The sequence below is a fragment of the Sphaerotilus sp. genome, from assembly GCF_031429695.1.
Taxonomy (GTDB): Bacteria; Pseudomonadota; Gammaproteobacteria; order Burkholderiales; family Burkholderiaceae_C; genus Sphaerotilus.
On record NZ_JANPAB010000030.1, the window covers coordinates 1 to 20844 of the forward strand.

General features: G+C 65.8%; 19 protein-coding genes. 9 read left to right on the forward strand and 10 right to left on the reverse strand.

Features of this window, described 5'->3' with window-relative positions:
- Positions 1–385 precede the first annotated feature (385 nt).
- The 7 genes from RMP06_RS05645 to RMP06_RS05675 all read right to left on the reverse strand — a co-directional run bounded on the left by RMP06_RS05645 (position 386) and on the right by RMP06_RS05675 (position 9517).
- Positions 386–2479 carry a 3-hydroxyacyl-CoA dehydrogenase NAD-binding domain-containing protein gene (locus tag RMP06_RS05645; protein ID WP_310460796.1) on the reverse strand — a complete coding sequence of 698 codons (2094 nt, stop codon included), beginning with the start codon at positions 2477–2479 and terminating at the stop codon, positions 386–388.
- Positions 2480–2617: 138 nt separating this feature from the next.
- The gene (locus RMP06_RS05650; protein WP_310460797.1) at positions 2618–3313 is read right to left on the reverse strand and encodes an ABC transporter ATP-binding protein; all 696 of its coding nucleotides are present in this window, start codon (positions 3311–3313) and stop codon (positions 2618–2620) included.
- Positions 3314–3324: 11 nt separating this feature from the next.
- Positions 3325–4083, reverse strand: coding sequence for an ABC transporter ATP-binding protein (locus RMP06_RS05655; protein WP_310460798.1), 759 nt, complete (start codon positions 4081–4083; stop codon positions 3325–3327).
- A 26-nt stretch (positions 4084–4109) separates the two neighbouring features.
- Positions 4110–5435: a branched-chain amino acid ABC transporter permease gene (locus tag RMP06_RS05660; RefSeq protein ID WP_310460799.1), complete on the reverse strand. Its 1326-nt coding sequence runs from the start codon at positions 5433–5435 to the stop codon at positions 4110–4112.
- A gap of 3 nt (positions 5436–5438) precedes the next feature.
- Positions 5439–6416, reverse strand: coding sequence for a branched-chain amino acid ABC transporter permease (locus RMP06_RS05665; protein WP_409050112.1), 978 nt, complete (start codon positions 6414–6416; stop codon positions 5439–5441).
- Positions 6417–6492: 76 nt separating this feature from the next.
- On the reverse strand, positions 6493–7728 hold the full coding sequence (locus tag RMP06_RS05670; protein WP_310460886.1) for a branched-chain amino acid ABC transporter substrate-binding protein: 1236 nt from the start codon (positions 7726–7728) through the stop codon (positions 6493–6495).
- A gap of 136 nt (positions 7729–7864) precedes the next feature.
- Positions 7865–9517: a 3-(methylthio)propionyl-CoA ligase gene (locus RMP06_RS05675; RefSeq protein ID WP_310460801.1), complete on the reverse strand. Its 1653-nt coding sequence runs from the start codon at positions 9515–9517 to the stop codon at positions 7865–7867.
- 65 nt (positions 9518–9582) lie between these two features.
- Here RMP06_RS05675 and RMP06_RS05680 point away from each other — a divergent pair, with 65 nt between their 5' ends.
- Genes RMP06_RS05680 through RMP06_RS05700 form a run of 5 tightly spaced genes read left to right on the forward strand, consistent with a single transcriptional unit; the run spans position 9583 to position 13291 of the window.
- The gene (locus RMP06_RS05680; RefSeq protein ID WP_409050109.1) at positions 9583–11139 is read left to right on the forward strand and encodes a protein adenylyltransferase SelO; all 1557 of its coding nucleotides are present in this window, start codon (positions 9583–9585) and stop codon (positions 11137–11139) included.
- Positions 11140–11154: 15 nt separating this feature from the next.
- Complete coding sequence (gene msrB / locus RMP06_RS05685) at positions 11155–11547, forward strand: peptide-methionine (R)-S-oxide reductase MsrB (RefSeq protein ID WP_310460803.1); 393 nt, start codon at positions 11155–11157, stop codon at positions 11545–11547.
- A complete protein-coding gene (locus RMP06_RS05690; protein WP_310460804.1) occupies positions 11544–12170 on the forward strand; it encodes a septation protein A in 627 nt (208 codons plus the stop codon). Before msrB ends, RMP06_RS05690 begins: the two co-directional genes overlap by 4 nt.
- 2 nt (positions 12171–12172) lie before the next feature.
- On the forward strand, positions 12173–12448 hold the full coding sequence (locus RMP06_RS05695; protein ID WP_310460805.1) for a BolA family protein: 276 nt from the start codon (positions 12173–12175) through the stop codon (positions 12446–12448).
- A gap of 36 nt (positions 12449–12484) precedes the next feature.
- Positions 12485–13291 (forward strand): peptidylprolyl isomerase, encoded by an 807-nt coding sequence (locus tag RMP06_RS05700; protein WP_310460806.1) that lies wholly within the window; start codon positions 12485–12487, stop codon positions 13289–13291.
- Here the strand turns inward: RMP06_RS05700 and RMP06_RS05705 are convergent.
- The gene (locus RMP06_RS05705) at positions 13270–14013 is read right to left on the reverse strand and encodes a heparan-alpha-glucosaminide N-acetyltransferase (RefSeq protein WP_310460807.1); all 744 of its coding nucleotides are present in this window, start codon (positions 14011–14013) and stop codon (positions 13270–13272) included. The two genes, RMP06_RS05700 and RMP06_RS05705, sit on opposite strands and share 22 nt — an antisense overlap.
- A gap of 48 nt (positions 14014–14061) precedes the next feature.
- Here RMP06_RS05705 and RMP06_RS05710 point away from each other — a divergent pair, with 48 nt between their 5' ends.
- The 4 genes from RMP06_RS05710 to RMP06_RS05725 all read left to right on the forward strand — a co-directional run bounded on the left by RMP06_RS05710 (position 14062) and on the right by RMP06_RS05725 (position 17697).
- The gene (locus RMP06_RS05710; protein WP_310460808.1) at positions 14062–14562 is read left to right on the forward strand and encodes a thioesterase family protein; all 501 of its coding nucleotides are present in this window, start codon (positions 14062–14064) and stop codon (positions 14560–14562) included.
- A gap of 11 nt (positions 14563–14573) precedes the next feature.
- Complete coding sequence (locus RMP06_RS05715) at positions 14574–15575, forward strand: 2-dehydropantoate 2-reductase (protein ID WP_310460809.1); 1002 nt, start codon at positions 14574–14576, stop codon at positions 15573–15575.
- A 92-nt stretch (positions 15576–15667) separates the two neighbouring features.
- The gene (locus tag RMP06_RS05720; RefSeq protein ID WP_310460810.1) at positions 15668–16711 is read left to right on the forward strand and encodes a glycosyltransferase family 2 protein; all 1044 of its coding nucleotides are present in this window, start codon (positions 15668–15670) and stop codon (positions 16709–16711) included.
- The gene (locus tag RMP06_RS05725) at positions 16711–17697 is read left to right on the forward strand and encodes an ATP-grasp fold amidoligase family protein (protein ID WP_310460811.1); all 987 of its coding nucleotides are present in this window, start codon (positions 16711–16713) and stop codon (positions 17695–17697) included. Before RMP06_RS05720 ends, RMP06_RS05725 begins: the two co-directional genes overlap by 1 nt.
- On the opposite strand, the gene RMP06_RS05730 is transcribed toward RMP06_RS05725, so the two are convergent.
- The gene (locus RMP06_RS05730) at positions 17633–18139 is read right to left on the reverse strand and encodes a hypothetical protein (protein WP_310460812.1); all 507 of its coding nucleotides are present in this window, start codon (positions 18137–18139) and stop codon (positions 17633–17635) included. The two genes, RMP06_RS05725 and RMP06_RS05730, sit on opposite strands and share 65 nt — an antisense overlap.
- Positions 18140–18142: 3 nt before the next feature.
- Entirely contained in the window at positions 18143–20797 is a 2655-nt protein-coding gene (gene alaS / locus RMP06_RS05735) for an alanine--tRNA ligase (RefSeq protein ID WP_310460813.1), read from the reverse strand.
- Positions 20798–20844: the final 47 nt, after the last annotated feature.

Sequence of the window (20844 nt, forward strand, 5' to 3'; positions counted from 1 at the left end):
GCGACCCCCTGGCTCTCAGCGCCTTCGTGTAGGGCGACCAGTTCTTCGTCGTGTACTTCTTCTTCGCCGGCTTGCTCATCCCGTCAGCCTACCTCACCGCTCGACCACCGGCCGGCTGGGTGGGTTGTGCAACAAAGCCGACGCTAAGCAAAAGAGGTTCCCGAGCAATTCTGCTGAGTGGGAAGCCCTCATCACGGCGGCTCCAGGTGAAGATCGCCCGCTGACCTCCAGCGAAGAGACCGCCATGTCTGGCACGGTGGTCGTCCAGGGCGGTGGGTATGCAGCGGTGAAGTCAGTGCTGACCGAAAAACGGCCTAGCACCGACGTTCAAATGCCTCCGGGCCTTGCGCCACAGAGGCCATGAGCTGACGGCCTGACCGCTCCCTCAGCTAAAACTCTTTCCCTCCGCCACCAACCGCGCCAGCAGCGGCGCCGGCTGCCAGAACTCCCCGTCATCGAGCGGATTGCGCCCGAAGCGTTTCATCTCCTCGACCACGTTGAACAGCCCCTGCGTGTCGGCGTAGCACATCGGCCCGCCCCGGTGCAGCGGGAAGCCGTAGCCGGTCAGGTAGACCATGTCCACGTCGCTGGCCTTGCTGGCGATGCCCTCCTCCAGCAGCCGCGCCGCCTCGTTGACCAGCGCGTACACCAGCCGATGCACGATCTCGTCGTCGCCGATCTTGCGCGGCGCGATGCCCAGCGTGGCGCGGTGGTCGGCGATCATCTGCTCGACCAGCGAGCTGGGGATCGCGTCCCGCTTGCCCGGCTTGTAGTCGTACCAGCCCGCCCCCGTCTTCTGCCCGAATCGCCCGAGTTCGCACAGCAGGTCCGCCGTCTTGCTGTAACGCAGGTTCGGCTTCTCGGTGTAGCGCCGCTTGCGGATGTACCAGCCCACGTCGTTGCCCGCCAGATCGCCCATGCGGAAAGGACCCATCGCGAAGCCGAATTTCTCGGCCGCCCGATCGACCTGCGCCGGCGTGCAGCCCTCTTCCAGCAGGAAACCGGCCTGCCGCGAATACTGCTCGATCATGCGGTTGCCGATGAAGCCGTCGCACACACCCGAGACCACGCAGGTCTTCTTGATCTTCTTGCCCAGCGCCATCACGGTGGCCAGCACGTCCTTGGCCGTCTCCGCGCCACGCACGACTTCGAGCAGCTTCATCACGTTGGCGGGGCTGAAGAAGTGCGTGCCGATCACGTCCTGCGGGCGCTTCGTGAACGAGGCAATCTTGTTCACGTCGAGCGTCGAGGTGTTGGACGCCAGGATCGCGCCGGGCTTCATCACCGCGTCGAGCTGCTCGAAGACCGCGCGCTTGACCTCGATGTCCTCGAACACCGCCTCGATCACCATGTCCGCATCGCCGATCTCGGCATAGTGCAGCGTAGTGGTCAGCAGGGCCATGCGCTGCTCGTACTTGTCTGCCTTGAGCTTGCCCTTCTTGACCTGCGCCTCGTAGTTCTTGCGGATCGTGGCCACGCCCCGGTCCAGCGCCTCCTGCTTCATCTCCAGCATCACCACCGGGATGCCGGCGTTGAGGAAGTTCATGCTGATGCCGCCGCCCATCGTGCCGGCGCCGATCACGGCGATCTTGTTCAGCGGGCGCAGCGGCGTGCTGTCGGGCACATCGGCGATCTTGCTGGCGGCGCGTTCGGCGAAGAAGGCGTGGCGCAGCGCCTTGCACTCGGGCGTCATCATCAGCGCAACGAAGGCTTCGCGCTCGTAGACCATGCCGGCGTCGAACTTGGCTTTCACCGCCTGCTCGACACAATCGACGCAGCGGGCCGGCGCGGGGAAATTCTTCGCCATCGCCTTGACGGTGTTGCGGGCGAACTGAAAGTAGGCGTCGGATTCCGGGTGGACCGCCTTCAGGTTGCGCACCAGCGGCAGCGGGCGCACGGCGGCGATTTCCTCGGCAAAGGCCAGCGCGCCCGCGAGCAGGTCGCCGTCGATCATCCGGTCGATCAGCTTCTGCCCCGGCACCTGGGCCAGCACTTCGCTCTTCACCGGATCGCCCGTGACGATCATGTTCAGCGCGGTTTCCACGCCGAGCGCACGCGGCAGCCGCTGCGTGCCGCCCGCGCCGGGGACGAGGCCGATCTTCACCTCGGGCAGCGCGATGTTCGCCCCCGGTGCGGCGACGCGGTAATGGCAGCCGAGCGACAGCTCCAGCCCGCCGCCCATGCAGACGCTGTGGATCGCGGCGATCGTGGGTTTGCCGCAGTGTTCCAGCAGGCGGATCAGGCTGAGCAGGTTCGGCTCGGCGGTCGCTTTCGGCGAACCGAATTCCTTGATGTCGGCGCCGCCGGAAAACGCCTTGCCGGCGCCGGTGATGACGATGGCGGTCACGGCGGGGTCGGCGTCGGCCGCTTGCACATGGTTGGCGAAGGCGCGCCGCGTGTCGTAGCCGAGGCCGTTGACGGGCGGGTTGTCGAGCGTGATGACGGCGACGCTGCCGTGTCGGGCGCTATGGGCGGTCATGGGGTTCTCCTCGTGAGCAGTCAGATCAGGCTGCGGGCAGTCTAGAAGCCGGCCTCGCCCGCCGCCTGTCCTTTTGGAGACAACCCCCGGGCAAGCCCCATCAACACCTCGCAGTGAACGTAGCAGGGGTGGGGTGGCTCAAACCTCCAGCCACTCCTTGCGGACATAGGCATTCGCCTTCAGCTCCGCCGGAGTGCCCTCGAACACGATCCGCCCGTGTCCCATCAGCAGGCAGCGCTGCGACACCTCCAGCGCGATCGTCAGCTTCTGCTCCACCAGCAGCACGCTGATCCCCCGCCGCTGCAGCTCCCGCAGGTACTCGCCCACCAGTTCGACAATCTTCGGCGCCAGCCCTTCGGTCGGCTCGTCGATCATGATCAGGTCCGGATCGCCCATCAGCGTGCGGCACAGCGTGAGCATCTGCTGCTCACCGCCGGAGAGCACGCCAGCCTCGGTGTGCTGGCGTTCCTTGAGCCGCGGGAACATGGTGTACATGTCGTCGAAGGACCAGCGGCCGGATTTTCCCGCCACCTTCTGGCCGAGCATCAGGTTCTGATGCACCGTCAGCCTGGGGAAGATGTCGCGGTTCTCGGGCACATAGCCGATGCCGCGGTGGGCGATCTCGTAGGCCTTGCGCCCCAGGAGTTCCTCACCCTTCCAGCGCACGGAGCCTTGCCCGTCCACCAGCCCCATGATGGTCTTGACCGTGGTCGAGCGCCCCGAACCATTGCGCCCGAGCAGCGCGACGATCTCGCCGGGTTCGATGCGCAGCGACACGCCGTGCAGGACGTGGCTCTTGCCGTAGTAGGCGTGGAGGTTGTCGAGTTCGAGCATCTTGTCTGTCGTCAATGTCCCTGGGCGAGCACGGAGCCGAGGTACGCCTCCTGCACCCGCGGATTGGCGCGCACTGCCTCGGGTGTGTCGAAGGCGATCACCTCGCCGTAGACCAGCACGGCAATCCGATCCGCCAATCCGAAGACCACGCCCATGTCGTGTTCCACCGTCAGCAGCGTGCGCCCCTCGGTCACCTGCCGGATGAGCTGGATGAAGCGCGTCGTCTCGCTGCGACTCATGCCGGCGGTCGGCTCGTCCAGCAGCACGACCTGCGAGCCGCCCGCGATCGTCAGGCCGATCTCCAGCGCCCGCTGCTCGGCATAGGTCAGGTTCATCGCCAGCACGTCACGGCGCTTGTCGAGGTGGAGCTGGTGCAGCAGCTGGTCGGTGCGGTCGTTGGCGTCCTTCAGCTCAGACAGGAACTTCCAGAACGCATACCGGTAGCCCAGGCTCCACAGCACCGCACAGCGGATGTTCTCGAACACGCTCAGCTTCGGAAACAGGTTGCTGACCTGGAAACTGCGCGCCAGCCCCTTGCGGTTGATTTCATAGGGCTGCTGGCCGTCGATGCGCTCGCCGAACAGACGGATCTGGCCACTGGTGGGCGCCAGCCTGCCGCTGATGAGGTTGAACAGCGTGGACTTGCCGGCGCCGTTCGGGCCGATGATCGCTACCCGCTCGCCCTTGCGGACCTGGAGTTGCGCGCCGCGGATGATCTGCGTCTTGCCGAAGGACTTGTGGACGTTGTCGAGTTCGACCGCAAAGGGCATGACGGGCGCGGTGGATGAAGCGGTGCTCAGAGGGCCTCCCGGCGTTTGATTTCCTTCTCGATCTCGCCCTGGGTGTCGCCCCATTGGCGAGAAAATTCGCGCCGCGTCAGCTCGAACAGCCCGATGCCGACCAGCATCACGAACACCGCGCCAACCCAGGTGTTGACGCTCTCGGTGTCCAGCGTGGCACCAAGGTAGCGCAGTTTCGGCCCGAGCGCAGCGTTGAGCTGGCGGTGGTAGACCATCTCCACCATCGCACCGATGCCGATGAGCGCTGCGGCTCCCGTGCCGAACAGGCCGAGGTAGGCCGTCCACAACTGACGCAGCTTGCCGAAGGCCGCTACGCGCAGGTTCATCATGATCAGACTGGCCAGCCCGCCCGGCGCATACATCACCATGAACAGGAAGGCCAGGCCCAGGTAGAGCAGCCACGCCGTCGTCAGCTCCGACAGCAGCACCAGCGCGATCACCATCAGGATCGCGCCCAGGATCGGCCCGAAGAAGAAGGTCGCGCCACCGAGGAACACGAACAGCAGATAGGCACCCGAGCGGTGCGCCCCGACGACTTCCGCCGTCACGATCTCGAAGTTCAACGCCCCCAGCCCGCCGCCGACACCCGCGAAGAAGCCAGCGATCATGAAGGCGATGTAGCGGATGCGCTGCGTGCTGTAGCCGATGAACTCGACCCGCTCAGGGTTGTCGCGCACGGCGTTGAGCATGCGGCCCAGCGGTGTGCGGGTGAAGGCGTACATCAGCGCGGTGCAGACGAAGCAGTAGACCGCGATGAGGTAGTAGAGCTGGACCTGCGGGCCGAAGGTGATGCCCATCACTGGCTGGCCGACCACGCGGTTCGATGACACGCCGCCTTCGCCGCCGAAGAACTCCGGCACCATCAGCGACATCGACCAGACCAGCTCGCCGACACCCATCGTGATCATGGCGAAGGTCGTGCCGGCTTTCTTGGTGGACACATAACCCAGCAGCACGGCGAAGGCCAGCCCGCCCAGACCGCCGGCCAGCGGCACCAGACTCACCGGCAGACCGAGCGTGCCGGCGCCGACCTGGTTGAGCGCGTGGATGGCGAGGTACGAACCCAGTCCGGCGTAGACCGCATGGCCGAAACTGAGCATCCCGCCCTGCCCCAGCAGCATGTTGTAGGACAGGCAGATGATGATCGCCACGCCCATCTGCGACAGCATCGTCAGCGCGAACCCGGAGGTCCATAGCTTCGGCGCCACCAGCAGGATCAGCGCGAAGCCACCCCAGATGAGCCAGCGCCCGACGTTCCAGGGCTTGAAATGGAAGACAGCAGAAGTAGACGTAGACGTAGAAGCGGCAGAAGTGGCTGACATGGTTCAGCCCTCCCGCGTTCCGAGCAGCCCCTTGGGGCGGAAGATGAGGATGAGCACGAGCAGCAGGTAAGGCTGGATCGGCGCGGCCTGCGCCATCGTGATGCGCAGCAATGGCCAGCCAGGGGTGGAAGGCCCGATGCCGGCGCCGAAGAGTTGATTGAGGAGCGTGGCGAGCGAGCCATCGACCGTCAGCGGCAGCGTCTGCAGCAGCCCGACCAGGATCGAGCCAACAAAGGCCCCCGCCAGCGAGCCGATCCCGCCGACCACGACCACCACGAAGATGATGGTGCCCACCACCGCCGCCATCGACGGCTCGGTGATGAAGGTGATGCCGCCGATCACCCCCGCGAGCCCCGCCAGCGCACAACCGCTGCCGAACACCAGCATCAGCACGCGCGGCACGTTGTGGCCCAGCGCCTCGGCCATCTCCGGATGCGTCAACGCCGCCTGGATGACCAGCCCGATCCGGGTGCGCGTCAGCAGCGCCCACAGCGCCACCAGCATCAGCAGAGCCACGCCCATCATGAACACCCGCGTCATCGGAAACCGCGAGCAGCTCATCACCGCTGCTGCCGTGTTCTGGCACAGCTCGGCCGGCGCCTGCCCCCACACCATCCGCAGCCCATCCACCGAGGACTGCACCAGCGTGAACGCAGAACCCTGCAACTGCGTCGGTGGCGAGAACGGCACCGAGGTACGACCCCACACCAGTTGCACGACTTCCAGCAGCACGTAGGACAGGCCGAAGGTGATCAACAGCTCCGGGACGTGCCCGAACTTGTGGACCCGCCGCAGTGCCCCCCGCTCGAACAGCGCCCCCAGCCCGCCCACCACCAGCGGCGCAAGCACCAGCGCCGGCCAGAAACCGACCACACCGGTGAGCGCGTAGCCAACGTAGGCGCCGACCATGTAGAAGCTGGCATGCGCGAAGTTCAGCACGCCCATCATGCTGAAGATCAGCGTCAAGCCGGAACTGAGCATGAACAGCAGCAGCCCGGAGCTGAAGCCGTTCAGGAGGTTGATGGTGAGCTGGTCCACAGGGCGCGCAACGACAGGGTCAGGACGGGCGCTTCATCTGGCACGAGGTCGGCGTGCTCGCGACATACGGCTCGTAGGTCGCCACCGGCACCAGCGTGTAGCCTGTCTTTTCGGGGCTGTAGTTGTACTTCTTGTCCGTCTTCTGCCAGCGCGTGATGTAGAGCGTCTGCTGCATCTGGTGGTCGGTCTTGCGCATCTCCACGTCGCCGTTGAAGCTCTTGAACTTCAGCCCCTCCAGCGTGGCCGCCACCTTGACCGGATCGGTCGATTTCGCCTTGGCCATGGCCTCGCCGAGCGCGGTGTAGATGTGGATCACGCTGCCGGTGTAGAAGTCGGCGTCGAACTTCTTCTGGAACTCGTCGCGCCACTTTTCCATCTGGCCGGGCAGGAAGTAGTGGTTGTAGGAGACCTGGAAGACGCGGCCATCGCCCTGGGCACCGAGCGCGGTCGGGGTGCCGGTGACACCGGTGTAGTAGGTGAAGAACTTGGCGGTGAGACCGGCTTCGTTGGCCGCCTTCAGCAGCAGCGACAGGTCGGACCCCCAGTTGCCCGTGATCACGGTGTCGGCGCCGCTGGCCTTGATCTTGGCCACATACGGAGCGAAGTCGCGCACCTGAGCCAGCGGGTGCAGGTCTTCACCGACGAACTGCACGTCGGGCCGCTTGCGCGCCATGATCTCCTTGGCGTACTTGGCGACCTGCTGGCCGTGCGAGTAGTTCTGGTTCAGCAGGTAGACCTTCTGGACATCCTTCTGGTCCTTCATGAAGGTGGTCAGCGCCTCCATCTTCATGGAGGTGTCGGCGTCCATGCGGAAGTGCCAGTAGCTGCACTTGCTGTTGGTCAGGTCCGGGTCCACCGCCGAGTGGTTCAGGTAGATGACTTCCTTGCCGGGGTTGCGCTCGTTGTGCTTGTTGACGGCGTCGATCAGCGCGGCGGCCGCACCCGAGCCGTTGCCCTGCGTGACGTAGCGGATGCCCTGGTCGATCGCGGCCTTCAATGCGGTCAGCGACTCGGCCGGGCTGAGCTTGTTGTCGAAGGGAACGACTTCGAAATTCACGCCCGCCGGGTTGCCCGCGCCGCTGAACTTCTCGGCGAAGAAGCGGAAGCTGTTCACCTGGTTCTGCCCGACCGGCCCCATCAGACCGGTGAGCGGGTCAATCCACGCGATCTTGACCGTTTCGCCCTTCTGGGCGAAGGCGGCAGACGCACACAAGGTCATCGCGGCCAGGACAACTACCTTGGTTTGAAAACGCATCGTCATGTGGAAGTCTCCTTGCATTGCGCCGGTCCATCCGGCAGGGTGGCGAGATGGTGATGCAGCCGCGCCAAAGCCGCGTCAGGGACTACCACTAACGCCTGTCGCGGTCGAGACAAAGGGGCGGATCAGGAACTCAGGTAGTGGGCAGGACGTGGCCCTTGAACTGCTCGCGCAGCTTGAGCTTCTGGAGCTTGCCGGTGGCGGTATGCGGCAGCTCCTCGACGAACACCACGTCGTCCGGGATCTGCCACTTGGCGATGCGGCCGTCGTAGAACGCCAGCAGATCCTCCCGCGTGACCGACTGTCCGGCCTTGCGCACAACGATCAGCAGCGGGCGCTCGTCCCACTTCGGATGCGCGCAGGCAATGGCCGCGGCCTCCATCACCGCCGGATGCGCCATGGCGATGTTCTCCAGGTCGATCGAGCTGATCCACTCGCCGCCGGACTTGATGACGTCCTTGCTGCGGTCGGTGATCTGCATGAAGCCATCGGCGTCGATCGAGGCGACGTCACCGGTGGGGAACCAGTCCTGGCCGCCCAGCGACTGCAGCGGCGAGTCCGTGCGGCCCAGATAGCCATTGACCACCCACTGACCGCGCACCACCAGATCGCCCGTGCTGCGGCCGTCCCAGGGCTGCTCGGTACCATCGTCGCCGACGATGGCCATGTCGATGCCGTAGATCACGCGGCCCTGCTTCTCCAGCAAGCGGTGCTGTGCCTCGGCCGGCAGCGCTTTCTGCTTGGCCTTGAGCTTGGACAGCGTACCCAGCGGCGACAGCTCGGTCATGCCCCAGGCGTGGATCACCTCCAGCCCGAAATCGTCCTCCAGCGTGCGCATCATCGACGGCGGACAAGCCGAGCCACCGATCACCGTGCGCTTCAGCGTGGAGAGCTTCAGGTTGTTCGCCTTCATGTAGTTGATCGCGCCCAGCCACACCGTCGGCACCCCAGCGCTGAACGTCACCTGCTCCGACTCGAACAGGTCGTGCAGCGACTTGCCATCCAGGTGCGGCCCCGGAAACACCAGCTTGGCCCCGACCATTGCCGCGCTGTACGGCAGCCCCCAGGCATTGACGTGGAACATCGGCACCACCGGCAGGATCACATCCGCCGAGGAGCAGCCCATCGCGTCCGGCATGACCGAGGCGAAGGCGTGCAGCAGGGTCGAGCGGTGGCTGTAGACGGCGCCCTTGGGGTTGCCGGTGGTGCCGGAGGTGTAGCAGATGCTCGACGCGGACAGCTCGTCGAAGACGGGCCAGGCGTAGTCGCCGTTTTCCGCCTCGACCAGTTCCTCGTAGCACAGCAGGTTCGGGAGGCCGGTCTGCGCGGGCATGTGGGCGCGGTCGGTCATGACGATGAAGTGCTGCACGGACGGCATGTGCGCCGCGAGCTTTTCCACCAGCGGCAGGAAGGTCAGGTCGAAGCACAGCACCTTGTCCGCCGCGTCGGCCGCGATCCAGGCGATCTGCTCGGGGAACAGGCGCGGGTTGATGGTGTGGCAGACGAGCTGCGAGCCGGAGACGCCGTAGTAGATCTCGAAGTGGCGGTAGCCGTTCCAGGCGAGTGTGGCCACGCGGTCGCCGGCCTCGCAGCCCAGTCGGGCCAAGGCCTGCGCCACCTTGCGGCTGCGCAGCTCGGCGTCGCGGTAGGTATAGCGGTGCAAGTCGCCTTCGACGCGCTTGGAGACGATCTCGGTGTCGGCCGCGTGCCGGGCAGCATGGACCAGCAGCGAGGAAATCATCAGCGGCATCGTCATCATCTGTGCCATCAGGGGGCGGGTACTCATGTCGTCAAGTCTCCTGAGTCGGTGGTGGAACGCGGGCGAGCATCGCGCCGCCGGGGTGGACAAGCATGTCCCTGAAGCGACAGCCACGCAAGCCGCTGGCTACACTGCCGGCCATGATTCCCACCCTGTTCCACCCGAGCGCCCTGCTCTGGCTCAACCGCTATGCCGCCTTGGGCCGGCCTTTCGCCCACCACCAGCCGGGTCAGGCGCTGCCCGATCCGCGCTGGGTCGCCACCAGCGACGCGGCGGCGGCCGATCTGGGCTGGCCCGCGGACTGGTGGACGCAACCCGGTGCGCTGGCCGCGTTCAGCGCCGGCACAGCGTGGCCAGGGATGCAGACCGCCGCCACCGTCTACAGCGGTCACCAGTTCGGCGTCTGGGCGGGTCAGTTGGGCGATGGCCGGGCGCTGCTGCTCGGCGAGGTGGACGGCCCGAACGGCCCGCGCGAACTCCAGCTCAAGGGCAGCGGCATGACGCCCTACTCGCGCCGCGCCGACGGCCGGGCCGTGCTGCGCTCGTCGATTCGCGAGTTCCTGTGCTCGGAGGCGATGCACGCGCTGGGCATTCCGACGACGCGGGCGCTGGCGCTGGTGGCGTCGGATCTGCCGGTACGCCGCGAGACGGTGGAAACGGCCTCAGTCGTGACGCGCACGGCACCGAGTTTCCTGCGCTTCGGGCACTTCGAGCATTTCTGTCACCACGTTCGCGACGGTGATTTCAGCGCGCTGCGGCAGCTCGCCGACTTCGTGATCGACCACCACTGTCCACAGTGCCGCGACGCCACACAGCCGGTTGCCGCGCTGCTGGCCGAAGTGGCCCAGCGCACAGCGGTGATGATCGCCGGGTGGCAGGCGGTCGGTTTCTGCCACGGCGTGATGAACACCGACAACCTGAGCGTGCTCGGGCTGACGATCGACTACGGGCCGTTCGGTTTCCTCGACGGCTTCGACCCGATGCACATCTGCAACCACTCGGACGACCAGGGCCGCTACGCCTATGCCCGCCAGCCGCAGGTGGCCTACTGGAATCTGCACGCGCTGGCGCAGGCGCTGGTGCCGCTGATCGAGGGCGATGACGAGCAGGTGAAGGACGTGCTCACCGAGGCGCTTTCGCACTACCCCGACGCATTCACCCATCAACTCGGCCAGCGCATGCGCGCCAAGCTCGGCTTGTCCACTGAACAGGACGGCGATCAGGCCCTCATCGACGATCTGATGCGCCTGATGGCCCGCCACCAGACCGACTACACGCTGACCTGGCGCCTGCTGGCCGACCACCGGATCGGCGTTTCCGGCCCTGTGGCACCGGAACCCGTGCGCGACCTGTTCCTCGACGGCGAAGGATTCGACGCCTGGGTCGAACGCTACGACATCCGCCTGCGCGCCGAAGCCAGCGTGGACGCGGAACGCCAGCAGCGCATGCGGGCGGTCAATCCGCGCTTTGTGCTGCGCAACCACCTCGCCGAAACGGCCATCCGGCAAGCCGAGGCCGGTGACTACAGCGAAGTGGTGCGCTTGCACCAGGTCCTGACTTACCCGTTCGACGAGCAGCCGGAGCACGCCGACTACGCCCGCCTGCCGCCTGCCTGGGCCAGCTCGCTCGAAATTTCCTGTTCGTCCTGATCCGCGGAGCCTTCCATGACCTACCCGATCACCAAGACCGACGCCGAGTGGCGCGCCCTGCTCGACAGCACCCAGTTCGCCGTCACCCGCCAGTCCGCCACCGAACGTGCCTTCAGCGGCAAATACTGGAACCACTGGGCCGACGGCACCTACCGCTGCGTCTGCTGCGAGGCGCTGCTGTTCGATGCCGGCACCAAGTTCGATGCTGGCTGCGGCTGGCCGAGCTTCAGCGCCGAGATCGCACAAGGGCGCATCGAGCGCGTCACGGACCGCAGCCACGGCATGGTGCGGGTGGAGGTCAGGTGCCAACAATGTGGCGCCCACCTCGGCCACGTCTTCGATGACGGGCCGCAACCCTCAGGCGAGCGGTACTGCATCAATTCGGCTTCGATAAACTTCAGTCCATGAAAATAATCCTCGATTTCCTGCCCATCGTCCTGTTCTTCCTGACTTACAACCAGGCAGAAAAACGCGCCGACGAGGCTGCCGCACTCGCCACCGACTGGTTTGGTTTCCTGGTGGCCGGGGGTGCGGTCGGCGCCAAGGAAGCGCCGGTGCTGCTGGCCACCGTGGTCGTCATCCTCGCCACCTTCGCGCAGGTGCTCTACCTGAAACTGCGCGGCCAGAAGGTCGACACGATGCTGTGGGTCAGCCTCGGGCTGGTCACGGTCATGGGCGGCGCCACCATCTATTTCCACAACGACACCTTCATCAAGTGGAAACCGAGCGTGCTGTACTGGGTCATGGCGGCGGCCTTCTGGCTCAGCCCGATCCTGGCCAACAAGAATCTGCTGAAGCTCATGATGGGCGAGCAAGTCGATCTGCCGGCATTTGCCTGGCGTAATCTGAACTTGGCGTGGATCGCGTTTTTCAGCTTCATGGGCGTGCTCAACCTCTGGGTCGCCTACCACTACGACACCAGCACCTGGGTCTCGTTCAAGTCGTTCGGCGGCATGGGCCTGATGTTCGTGTTCATGGTCGCTCAAGGTTTCTACCTGACGCGCCACCTAAAGTCACCGGACGGAGAGTGAACATGCACGCCAACCAAACCGCTGGCGTCACCGCCATCGCCGTCGAGCAGGCGATACAGCAGCGCCTGAACCCCGTTGGTCTGGAGGTCATTGACGAAAGTCACCTCCATGCCGGGCATGCCGGAGCGGCGTCCGGACGGCATTTCCGGGTCCGCATCCGCTCGGAACGGTTCGCCGGAATGACCCGAATTGCCCGACATCGGCTTGTGTATGATGCCGTCGCCGAGTTGATCCCCCAGGGCATCCATGCGTTGGCCATCGAAGCCGAAATCGCCTGAATGTCCTCCCACTGACGCTAAAAGGTCCCTTATTCCATGAAGAAGCTCTCGTTCGCCATGTCCGCCGTCGCCCTCGCGGCTGCCTTGCTGCCGGCGCTGGCCTCGGCCCAGAACATCGCCATCGTCAACGGCAAGGCGGTGCCCAAGGCGCGCTTCGAATCGTTCATGACCCAGGTCACCAAGCAAGGCAACCAGCCCCGCACGCCGGAGCTGGAACAGCAGGTCAAGGACGAACTCGTGCTGCGCGAAATCTTTGTGCAGGAAGCCGAAACCCGCGGCCTGCAGCGCAGCGAGGAATACCGCAGCCAGATGGACGTGGCCCGCCAGAGCCTGCTGATCCGCGAGCTGTTCAACGACTTCCAGAAGAAGAACGCTGTCTCCGACGCCGAACTGAAGACCGAGTACGACAAGCTCAAGGGCACCACGGGCGGCAGCGAATACCGCGCGCGCCACATCCTGGTCGAGAAGGAAGACGAGGCCAAGGCCCTGATCGCCCAGCTCAAGGCCGGCGCCAAGTTCGAGGACCTGGCCAAGGCCAACTCCAAGGATCCGGGTTCGGCACCGAACGGCGGTGACCTGGACTGGGCCGCCCCAGGCAACTTCGTCCCCGAGTTCTCGCAGGCCATGGTGAAGCTCGACAAGGGCAAGTTCACCGAAACCGCGGTGAAGAGCCAGTTCGGCTACCACATCATCCTGCTCGAAGACTCGCGTACCGCCACCTTCCCGAGCATGGAAGAGGTCAAGCCCCAGCTCTCGCAGCGCCTGCAACAGGCCAAGATGAACAAGTTCCGCGAAGACCTGAAGGCCAAGGCCAAGACCGACTACAAGTTCGGCGCGCAGTAAGTCCAGGCCAGCACCACGCCGATCAACACCGGCTGGTGCAGCATGTAATAACTCAGCGACCACCGCCCGAGCCGCGCCAGCGGCTGCAGTCCCGCCGGCAGGCGGCCCTGCAACACCACCGGGCGGTGTGTCAGCAGCCAGTGGCCCACCGCCAGCCCCTGGGCGACCACCCCCAGCCACGGTAGCAGCGGCACATAGTCCTCCGTGATCGGCTTGCGGGTCACCAGCCCCACCCAGTTGGTCCAGCGCGTGTCGAACACCGGATGCGCCACCCACTGCGACAGCCCGAGTGCAGCCGCCCCTACCAGCAGCCAGCCCCAAGCCGGTAGCCGCACGAAGCGCACGACCAGCAGCATCACCGCCACCGCGTGCAGCACACCAAAGCTGATCCAGCTTTGCGGAAACATCACCACCGACCCCACGCTCACCAGCACCGCGCAGCCCGCCACCCGCATCCATCGGCGCCAGAACCGACCGTCCTCCACCCCTTGCGTCTGCGCGACCGCCTGCGACAGCCCGACACAGCTCAGGAACAGGGTGACGATGGCCATGCGCTGCAGCGTCCAGAGCGGATCGGCGTAGAAATTCTGGTGCGGAATCAGGTGGAACTGGTTCAGGTCGAAACTGAAATGGAACACGGTCATCCAGACCATCGCCAGGCCGCGCAGGGCGTCGAGCCGGTCCAGGCGATCCGGTGGTGCAAGTCGAGCGGGGAACGTCATGCATGTGACGATAGCGCAGACCCTCTGCCCGCTACCATCCCGGGCACCATGATCCACACCTCTCACGCCCTGCCTTCCCGGCGCCGCAGCGCCGAAGAACAAGCCCGCTTCCACCAGGCCATCACCGAACTCTGGGAGCAGCGCATCACCTTCAACACCGTGCTCGGGCTGAAGATCGAATCGCTCGACCCGGCCACACCGCGTCTGCGATTCGAGATGCGCCCCGAGCTGGTCGGCCATTTCCTGTACGGCCGCCTGCACGGTGGCGTGATCTCCGCCGCGCTCGACGCGATGGGTGGCTTCGCTCTCACCACCGCCATCGGTGAAAAGCATCCCGACGAGTCCACCGACCAGGTCCTGCACCGCTTCGGCCGCATGGGCACGATCGACCTGCGCATCGACTACCTGCGTCAGGGCATCGGCAAGCACTTCATCGCCACTGCCGAGGTGACACGGCTGGGCGGACGGGTCGGCTCGACACAGATGCGTCTGCACAATGACGAGGGTGTGCTGATCGCCACCGGGGCGGCCGCCTACATCGTGAGTTGACTGGGGTTGACATGAAGAACATCTGCATCATCGGCGCCGGTTCGATCGGCGGTTTCATTGGCACCCGGCTGGCCGCTGCCGGCCAGACCACCGTGAGCGCCATGGCCCGCGGTGCCACGCTGGACGCGCTGCGGTCCCACGGATGGCGCTTGCGCCAGGGGGATTCGGTGGTGCAGGCACCCGTGGCGGCTGCGTCGGAGCACGCATCCGACCTCGGCGTTCAAGACCTGGTCATCATCGCCGTCAAGGGGCCTGCACTGTCCCAGGTCGCCCGCCAGATCAGCCCGCTGCTCGGGCCTGAAACGGTCGTGCTGCCCGCCATGAACGGCGTGCCATGGTGGTTCATCGAAGGCCAGACTGAGCTAGGCGATGCACCGCTGGACAGCGTCGATCCGGGCGGTGCCATCCGGGAGGCGATTCCGCTGTACCGCGTGCTGGGTTGCGTCGTGCACGCCAGCACGGCCTCACCCGAACCGGGTCTGGTCCAGCACCGCATGGGGCAAGGGCTGATCGTCGGTGAACCACTCGGCGGGCACTCCGAGCGGTCGGCATGGGTCGCGGAGCTGCTTGGCGCGGCGGGGTTCGAGGTCACGCACTCGGCTGATGTGCGGGCGGACATCTGGTACAAGCTCTGGGGCAATCTGACGATGAATCCCATCTCGGCCCTGACTGGCGCCACCATCGACCGCGTGCTGGCCGACCCGCTGACCCGCCAGTTCTGCACCGACGCGATGGCCGAAGCGGCACTGATCGGCGAACGCATTGGCTGCCACATCGCACAACGCCCCGAAGACCGGCACCTGATCACCGCCAGGCTCGGCGCGTTCAAGACCTCGATGCTCCAGGACGTCGAGGCGGGACGCCCGATCGAGCTGGACGCCATCGTCACCGCTGTGCGGGAAATCGGCCAGCGTGTCCAGTTGCCGACGCCGCAGATCGATGTGTTGCTGGGCTTGACCCGGCTCTTCGCACGTGGCCGCGGGCTGTATCCGGATGACAGCGCCGGCACCTGAACCCCTTCGTTCAGGCGCCCCCCTGTGCCCGAGACGCGGGAGCACCCTGCGCAGACCAAAACAGTATCCTTGTGTAACTACTGGTTTTTGGTATGCGCATCTCCATCCTCATCAACAACTTCAATTACGCCCGCTACCTCGGTGCCGCGATCGACAGCGCACTCGCCCAATCCGGTTCGGCGCTGGACGCAGAAGTCGAGGTGATCGTCTGCGATGACGCTTCCACCGATGGGTCCAGGGAGGTGATGGCGCGCTACGGATCACGCATCCAGACCTGGCACAGCCAGGAGAACCGTGGCCAAGCCTCCGCCATGAACGCCGGACTGGCGCTCAGCACAGGCGAGTGGGTGCTGTTCCTGGATTCCGATGACCTGCTGGAGCCGGACGCGCTGGCCACCTGCCTGCCGTTGATGGCCGAGGGGGTCGCCAAGATCCAGTTCCAGTTGCAGTGCATCACGCAGGATGGCAGCCCCATGGGACGCCAGATTCCCTACCTGCTGCACGATGGTGACGTACGACCATTGATCGAGCGCTTCGGCACCTATGGCGGCCCGCCGTCCAGCGGAAACCTCTACCGGCGCTCCGCGATCGAGCGCTACTTTCCGCTGGACGAGCCCGCCTGGCGCCGTGCAGCCGACACTCCGCCGTTCCTGCTGAGTGCCTTCAACGGCCGCATTGTCAGCGCGCCGCGCCCGCTGGGTTCCTACCGCATCCACTCGTCGGCGAACCGCGCGCGCGGCTGCTTCGGCAACATCTCCGCCCGCCATGGCGACATGCTGCGCATCGAAGCGCACCGCCGCGCCACGACGCTGGCGCTGCTGGCGCGCCAGGACGGCATCGACATGGCCAGCCCGCCACTGCACGCGCCGTGGAACCTGCGCAGCCGTGCCCTGTCCCTGCGCACCGAGCCGGAGCGTCATCCCTATCCAGGCGACACCCTCGCCTCGCTGATGCGGATGCAGGCCGACTCGCTCGCCGCCTGCCCCGGCTACACCTGGCACGAGCGCCGCGCCGCCCAGCTCTGGCTGCTGGCTGTACTGCTGGTGCCGACGTCGTGGGCGACCCGGATGGCCATTTCGAATACCTCCAGCCGCATCCGGCGCTGGTTCCGACAACTTCGTACCCACCTGGCCTGATGCCCACGATGCTGTCCCCTGCTCCGGTCCGCTTGCCGTCCCGGATACGGCATCTGGTGTCGCGCCTGCTGGGCATCCGCCGACCCGACCTGCTGCTGGCGCGGCGCTTCGGTGCGTGGCTGTCCGACCGGCGGTACCTGACCATCGGCTATCGCCTGTACTTCGGCGAATGGCCGGACTACGACCATCCCCGCACGGTCAACGAGCACATCCAGGCCTACATGCTGCGTTGCCGCTCGCCGCTGCTGCACATCGCCGCCGACAAGGCACTCACCCGCGAGCATGTGGCGCGCACCATCGGCCCACGGTACCTCGTGCCAGCGCTGGGCCTGTGGCCAGCTGTTGCCAGCATTCCGATCGAGACCTTGCCTCGCCCGTGCGTGCTCAAGCCGACGGTGGGCAGCGGCCAGGTGTTGTTTCTGCGATCGGGCGAGAAGGTCAACCTGTGCCAGACCCGCCTGACGTTGCAGCGCTGGCTGGACACCGAATACAGCCGCATGAACCGCGAATGGTGCTACGACCGACTGCACGGCAAGATCATCGCCGAGACCCTGCTGATGGATGAACACGGTGGCGTACCGGCGGACTACAAGCTGTATGTGATCGGCGGCGCGGTGCGCTTCATCCAGGTGGACCGCGGCCGTTTCTGCCACCACACGCGCAATCTGTACGACACGGACTGGCGGTTGCTGCCCGCCCGGCTGTCGCTGGAGAACCATGCACCGGACACGCGCCCGGACTGCCTCGCCGAGATGGTCGACATCACGCTGCAACTGGCGTGCTGTTTCGAGTTCCTGCGGGTGGACTGCTACGTCGTCGGCGGCCGGCTCTATGTGGGCGAGCTGACCAACTACCCCGGCGCCGGCTTCGAGCGCTTCATTCCCCACGCTTTCGCGCTGGAACTAGGCGCTCACTGGCCGATCAGCGGCCTGACGCAGGCGGAGAAAATTTCGCCTCGACCCAAGCCAGCGCCGAAGCCCCATTGAGCTTGAACGCTGGCGAAACGCGGACCTTGGCCAGCTCGCCCCCATCGGCATCAAAAGCGCTCAGCGTCGCGTTCGGTTCGAACTCGTCCGGCACGACGTCCAGCGTCACCAGCACCCGGCCGTTGTCCGTCGAGACGTAGGCGCTCTTGTGCAGCATCGCGTGGAGCTGCTGCTCGTGGCGGCGCAACACCTCCGAGGCCGTCTTCACCCAGGTGTTGAACGCCGCCATGTCCAGCGGTTTCGGGTTCTTCTTGTCGCGGCCCATGGTCCACGGGGCAACCAGTGCCGGCTCGGATTCGCCGTGGCGGGTCATCGCCACGGCCCAGCCCTCGTCGTCCTCGTTCTTCATGACGCGGGCGGTCCAGACCTCGTCGCGCCACAGGCGCGGTGACTGGATCGGCGCAAAGGGATCGACTTCTTCGGTGTCAGGCGCTTCAGTCATGCCTCAGACCCGCTCCGCCACCCAGCCGCGCACGCTCGCCAGCGCACCTGCCAGCTTGCTCGCCTCGGTACCGCCGGCCATCGCCATGTCTGGCTTGCCACCGCCCTTGCCTCCGACCTGCTGCGCCACGAAGTTGACCAGCTCGCCGGCCTTGACCTTGCCAATCGAGTCGGCGGTGACGCCGGCCGCGATCTGCACCTTGTTGCCATCGACCGCCGCCAGCACGATCGCCGCCGTCTTCAGCTTGTTCTTGAGCTGGTCCATCGTCGTGCGCAGCGTGGCCGCGTCCGCACCTTCGAGTACAGCGGCCAGCACCTTCAGTCCATTCAGGTCGATGGCCTGCGCGACCAGCGCGTCACCTTGGTTCGACGCCAGCTTGCCCTTGAGCGCAATGACTTCCTTCTCCAGCGCGCGCAGCTGGTCCTGCAGGCTGCCGATGCGGGCCGTGACCTCGCTCGGCGCCGCCTTGAGCGCACCTGCCACATTGTTCACCGTGGTTTCCAGGCTCTGCAGATAGGCCAGCGCGTTGTCGCCCGTCACCGCCTCGACCCGGCGGATGCCGGCCGCGACACCCGACTCGGCCACGATCTTGAACACGCCGATGTCGCCCGTGCGCCGCACATGCACACCGCCGCAGAGTTCCTTGCTGGAGCCGATGGTCTGCACGCGCACGGTCTCGCCGTACTTCTCGCCGAACAGCATCATCGCGCCGGATTTCTGTGCGTCGTCGAGCGCCATCACCTCGGCGTTGGCGGCAGCGTTGGCGAGGATTTCGGCGTTGACGAGCACCTCGACTTGCCGGATTTCCGCGTCGGTCATCGGGGCGTTGTGCGCAAAGTCGAAACGGGTGCGGTCGGCCGTGACCTGCGAGCCCTTCTGCTGCACATGCGTGCCGAGCACTTCGCGCAGCGCCTTGTGCATCAGATGGGTCGCGCTGTGGTTGCGCACGATCTTCACGCGCAGCTCGGCGTCCACCTTGGCGGCGAACGTGTCGCCGACCTTGACCGCGCCTTCGGCGATGCGGCCGTGGTGGCCGAACACATCGGCCTGGATCTTGAACGTGTCTTCGACGACCACACGGGTCGTGCCGTTGCGCAGCTCGCCCGTGTCACCGGCTTGGCCGCCGCTTTCGGCGTAGAACGGGGTGTGATCGAGCACGATCACGGCGTCATCGCCAGCGTCTGCCTGCTCGACCTGGCTGCCGTCCACATAGACCGCAACGACCTTGGACGTTTCGCAGGCGAGGTGTTCGTAGCCGTGGAACGCGGTCGGCACGCCGCTGTACGACAGGCCGGCCGCCATCTTGAACTTGCCGGCGGCGCGGGCCTGGTCGCGCTGGCGGTTCATCGCAGCCTCGAAACCCGCTTGGTCCACCGTCACGCCACGCTCACGGCACACGTCGGCGGTCAGGTCCACCGGGAAGCCGTAGGTGTCGTGCAGCTTGAAGGCGGTGTCACCATCGATCTGCTTCGCACCCGATGCCTCGACCGCGGCCAGCGCGCTGTCCAGGATTTCCATGCCGTTGGCGATGGTCTGGAAGAACCGCTCTTCCTCCTGCTTCAGCACGCTGAAGATGCGGTCGGCGTTCTGGCGCAGTTCCGGGTAGGCCTCGCCCATCTGCACGGCCAGCGGATGCACCAGCGTGTGGAAGAACGGGGCACGGGCGCCGAGCTTGTAGCCGTGGCGGATGGCGCGGCGAGCAATGCGGCGCAGCACGAAGCCGCGGCCGGCGTTGCCCGGGATGACGCCATCGGCCACCGTGAACGCGCAGGCGCGGATGTGGTCGGCGATGACCTTCAGGCTCGGGCTGCTCGCATCGCAGCCAGCGCTGCCATCGGTCACGCCTGCAGCGAAATCCACCGCGCTCTTGGCGGCGGCCAGCAGCGCGACGAACAGGTCGATCTCGTAGTTCGAATGCACGTGCTGCAGCACCGCGGTGATGCGCTCCAGGCCCATGCCGGTGTCCACCGAGGGCTTGGGCAGCTTGTGCATCACACCGTTTTCGGTGCGGTTGTACTGCATGAAGACGTTGTTCCAGATCTCGATGTAGCGGTCACCGTCTTCGTTCGGGCTGCCCGGAGGACCGCCCGCCACGTCTTCCCCGTGGTCAAAGAAAATCTCGGTGCAGGGTCCGCACGGGCCGGTGTCGCCCATCATCCAGAAGTTGTCGGACAGGTAGCGTCCGCCCTTGTTGTCACCGATCCGGACGATGCGCTCGGCCGGTACACCGACGACCTTGTTCCAGATGTCGTAAGCCTCGTCGTCCTCCGAGTAGACGGTGACCCAGAGCTTGTCCTTCGGCAGCTTGAAGCGCTCGGTCAGCAGCTCCCAGGCGTAGCTGATCGCGTCGTGCTTGAAGTAGTCGCCGAAGCTGAAGTTGCCCAGCATCTCGAAGAACGTGTGGTGGCGCGCGGTGTAGCCGACGTTGTCGAGATCGTTGTGCTTGCCGCCGGCGCGGATGCACTTCTGGCTGGTAGTGGCACGGCTGTACGGGCGCTTGTCGAAGCCCAGGAACACGTCCTTGAACTGGTTCATGCCCGCGTTGGTGAACAGCAGCGTCGGATCGTCGCCCGGCACGACCGGTGACGAGGCCACGATCTGGTGCCCCTTGGACTCGAAGAAGTTCAGGAAGGTGGCGCGAATCTCTGAGGCTTTCATTCCGGTGCTTTCGACTCTAAGTGCTTGATGCAGCAAAACTTTCGATT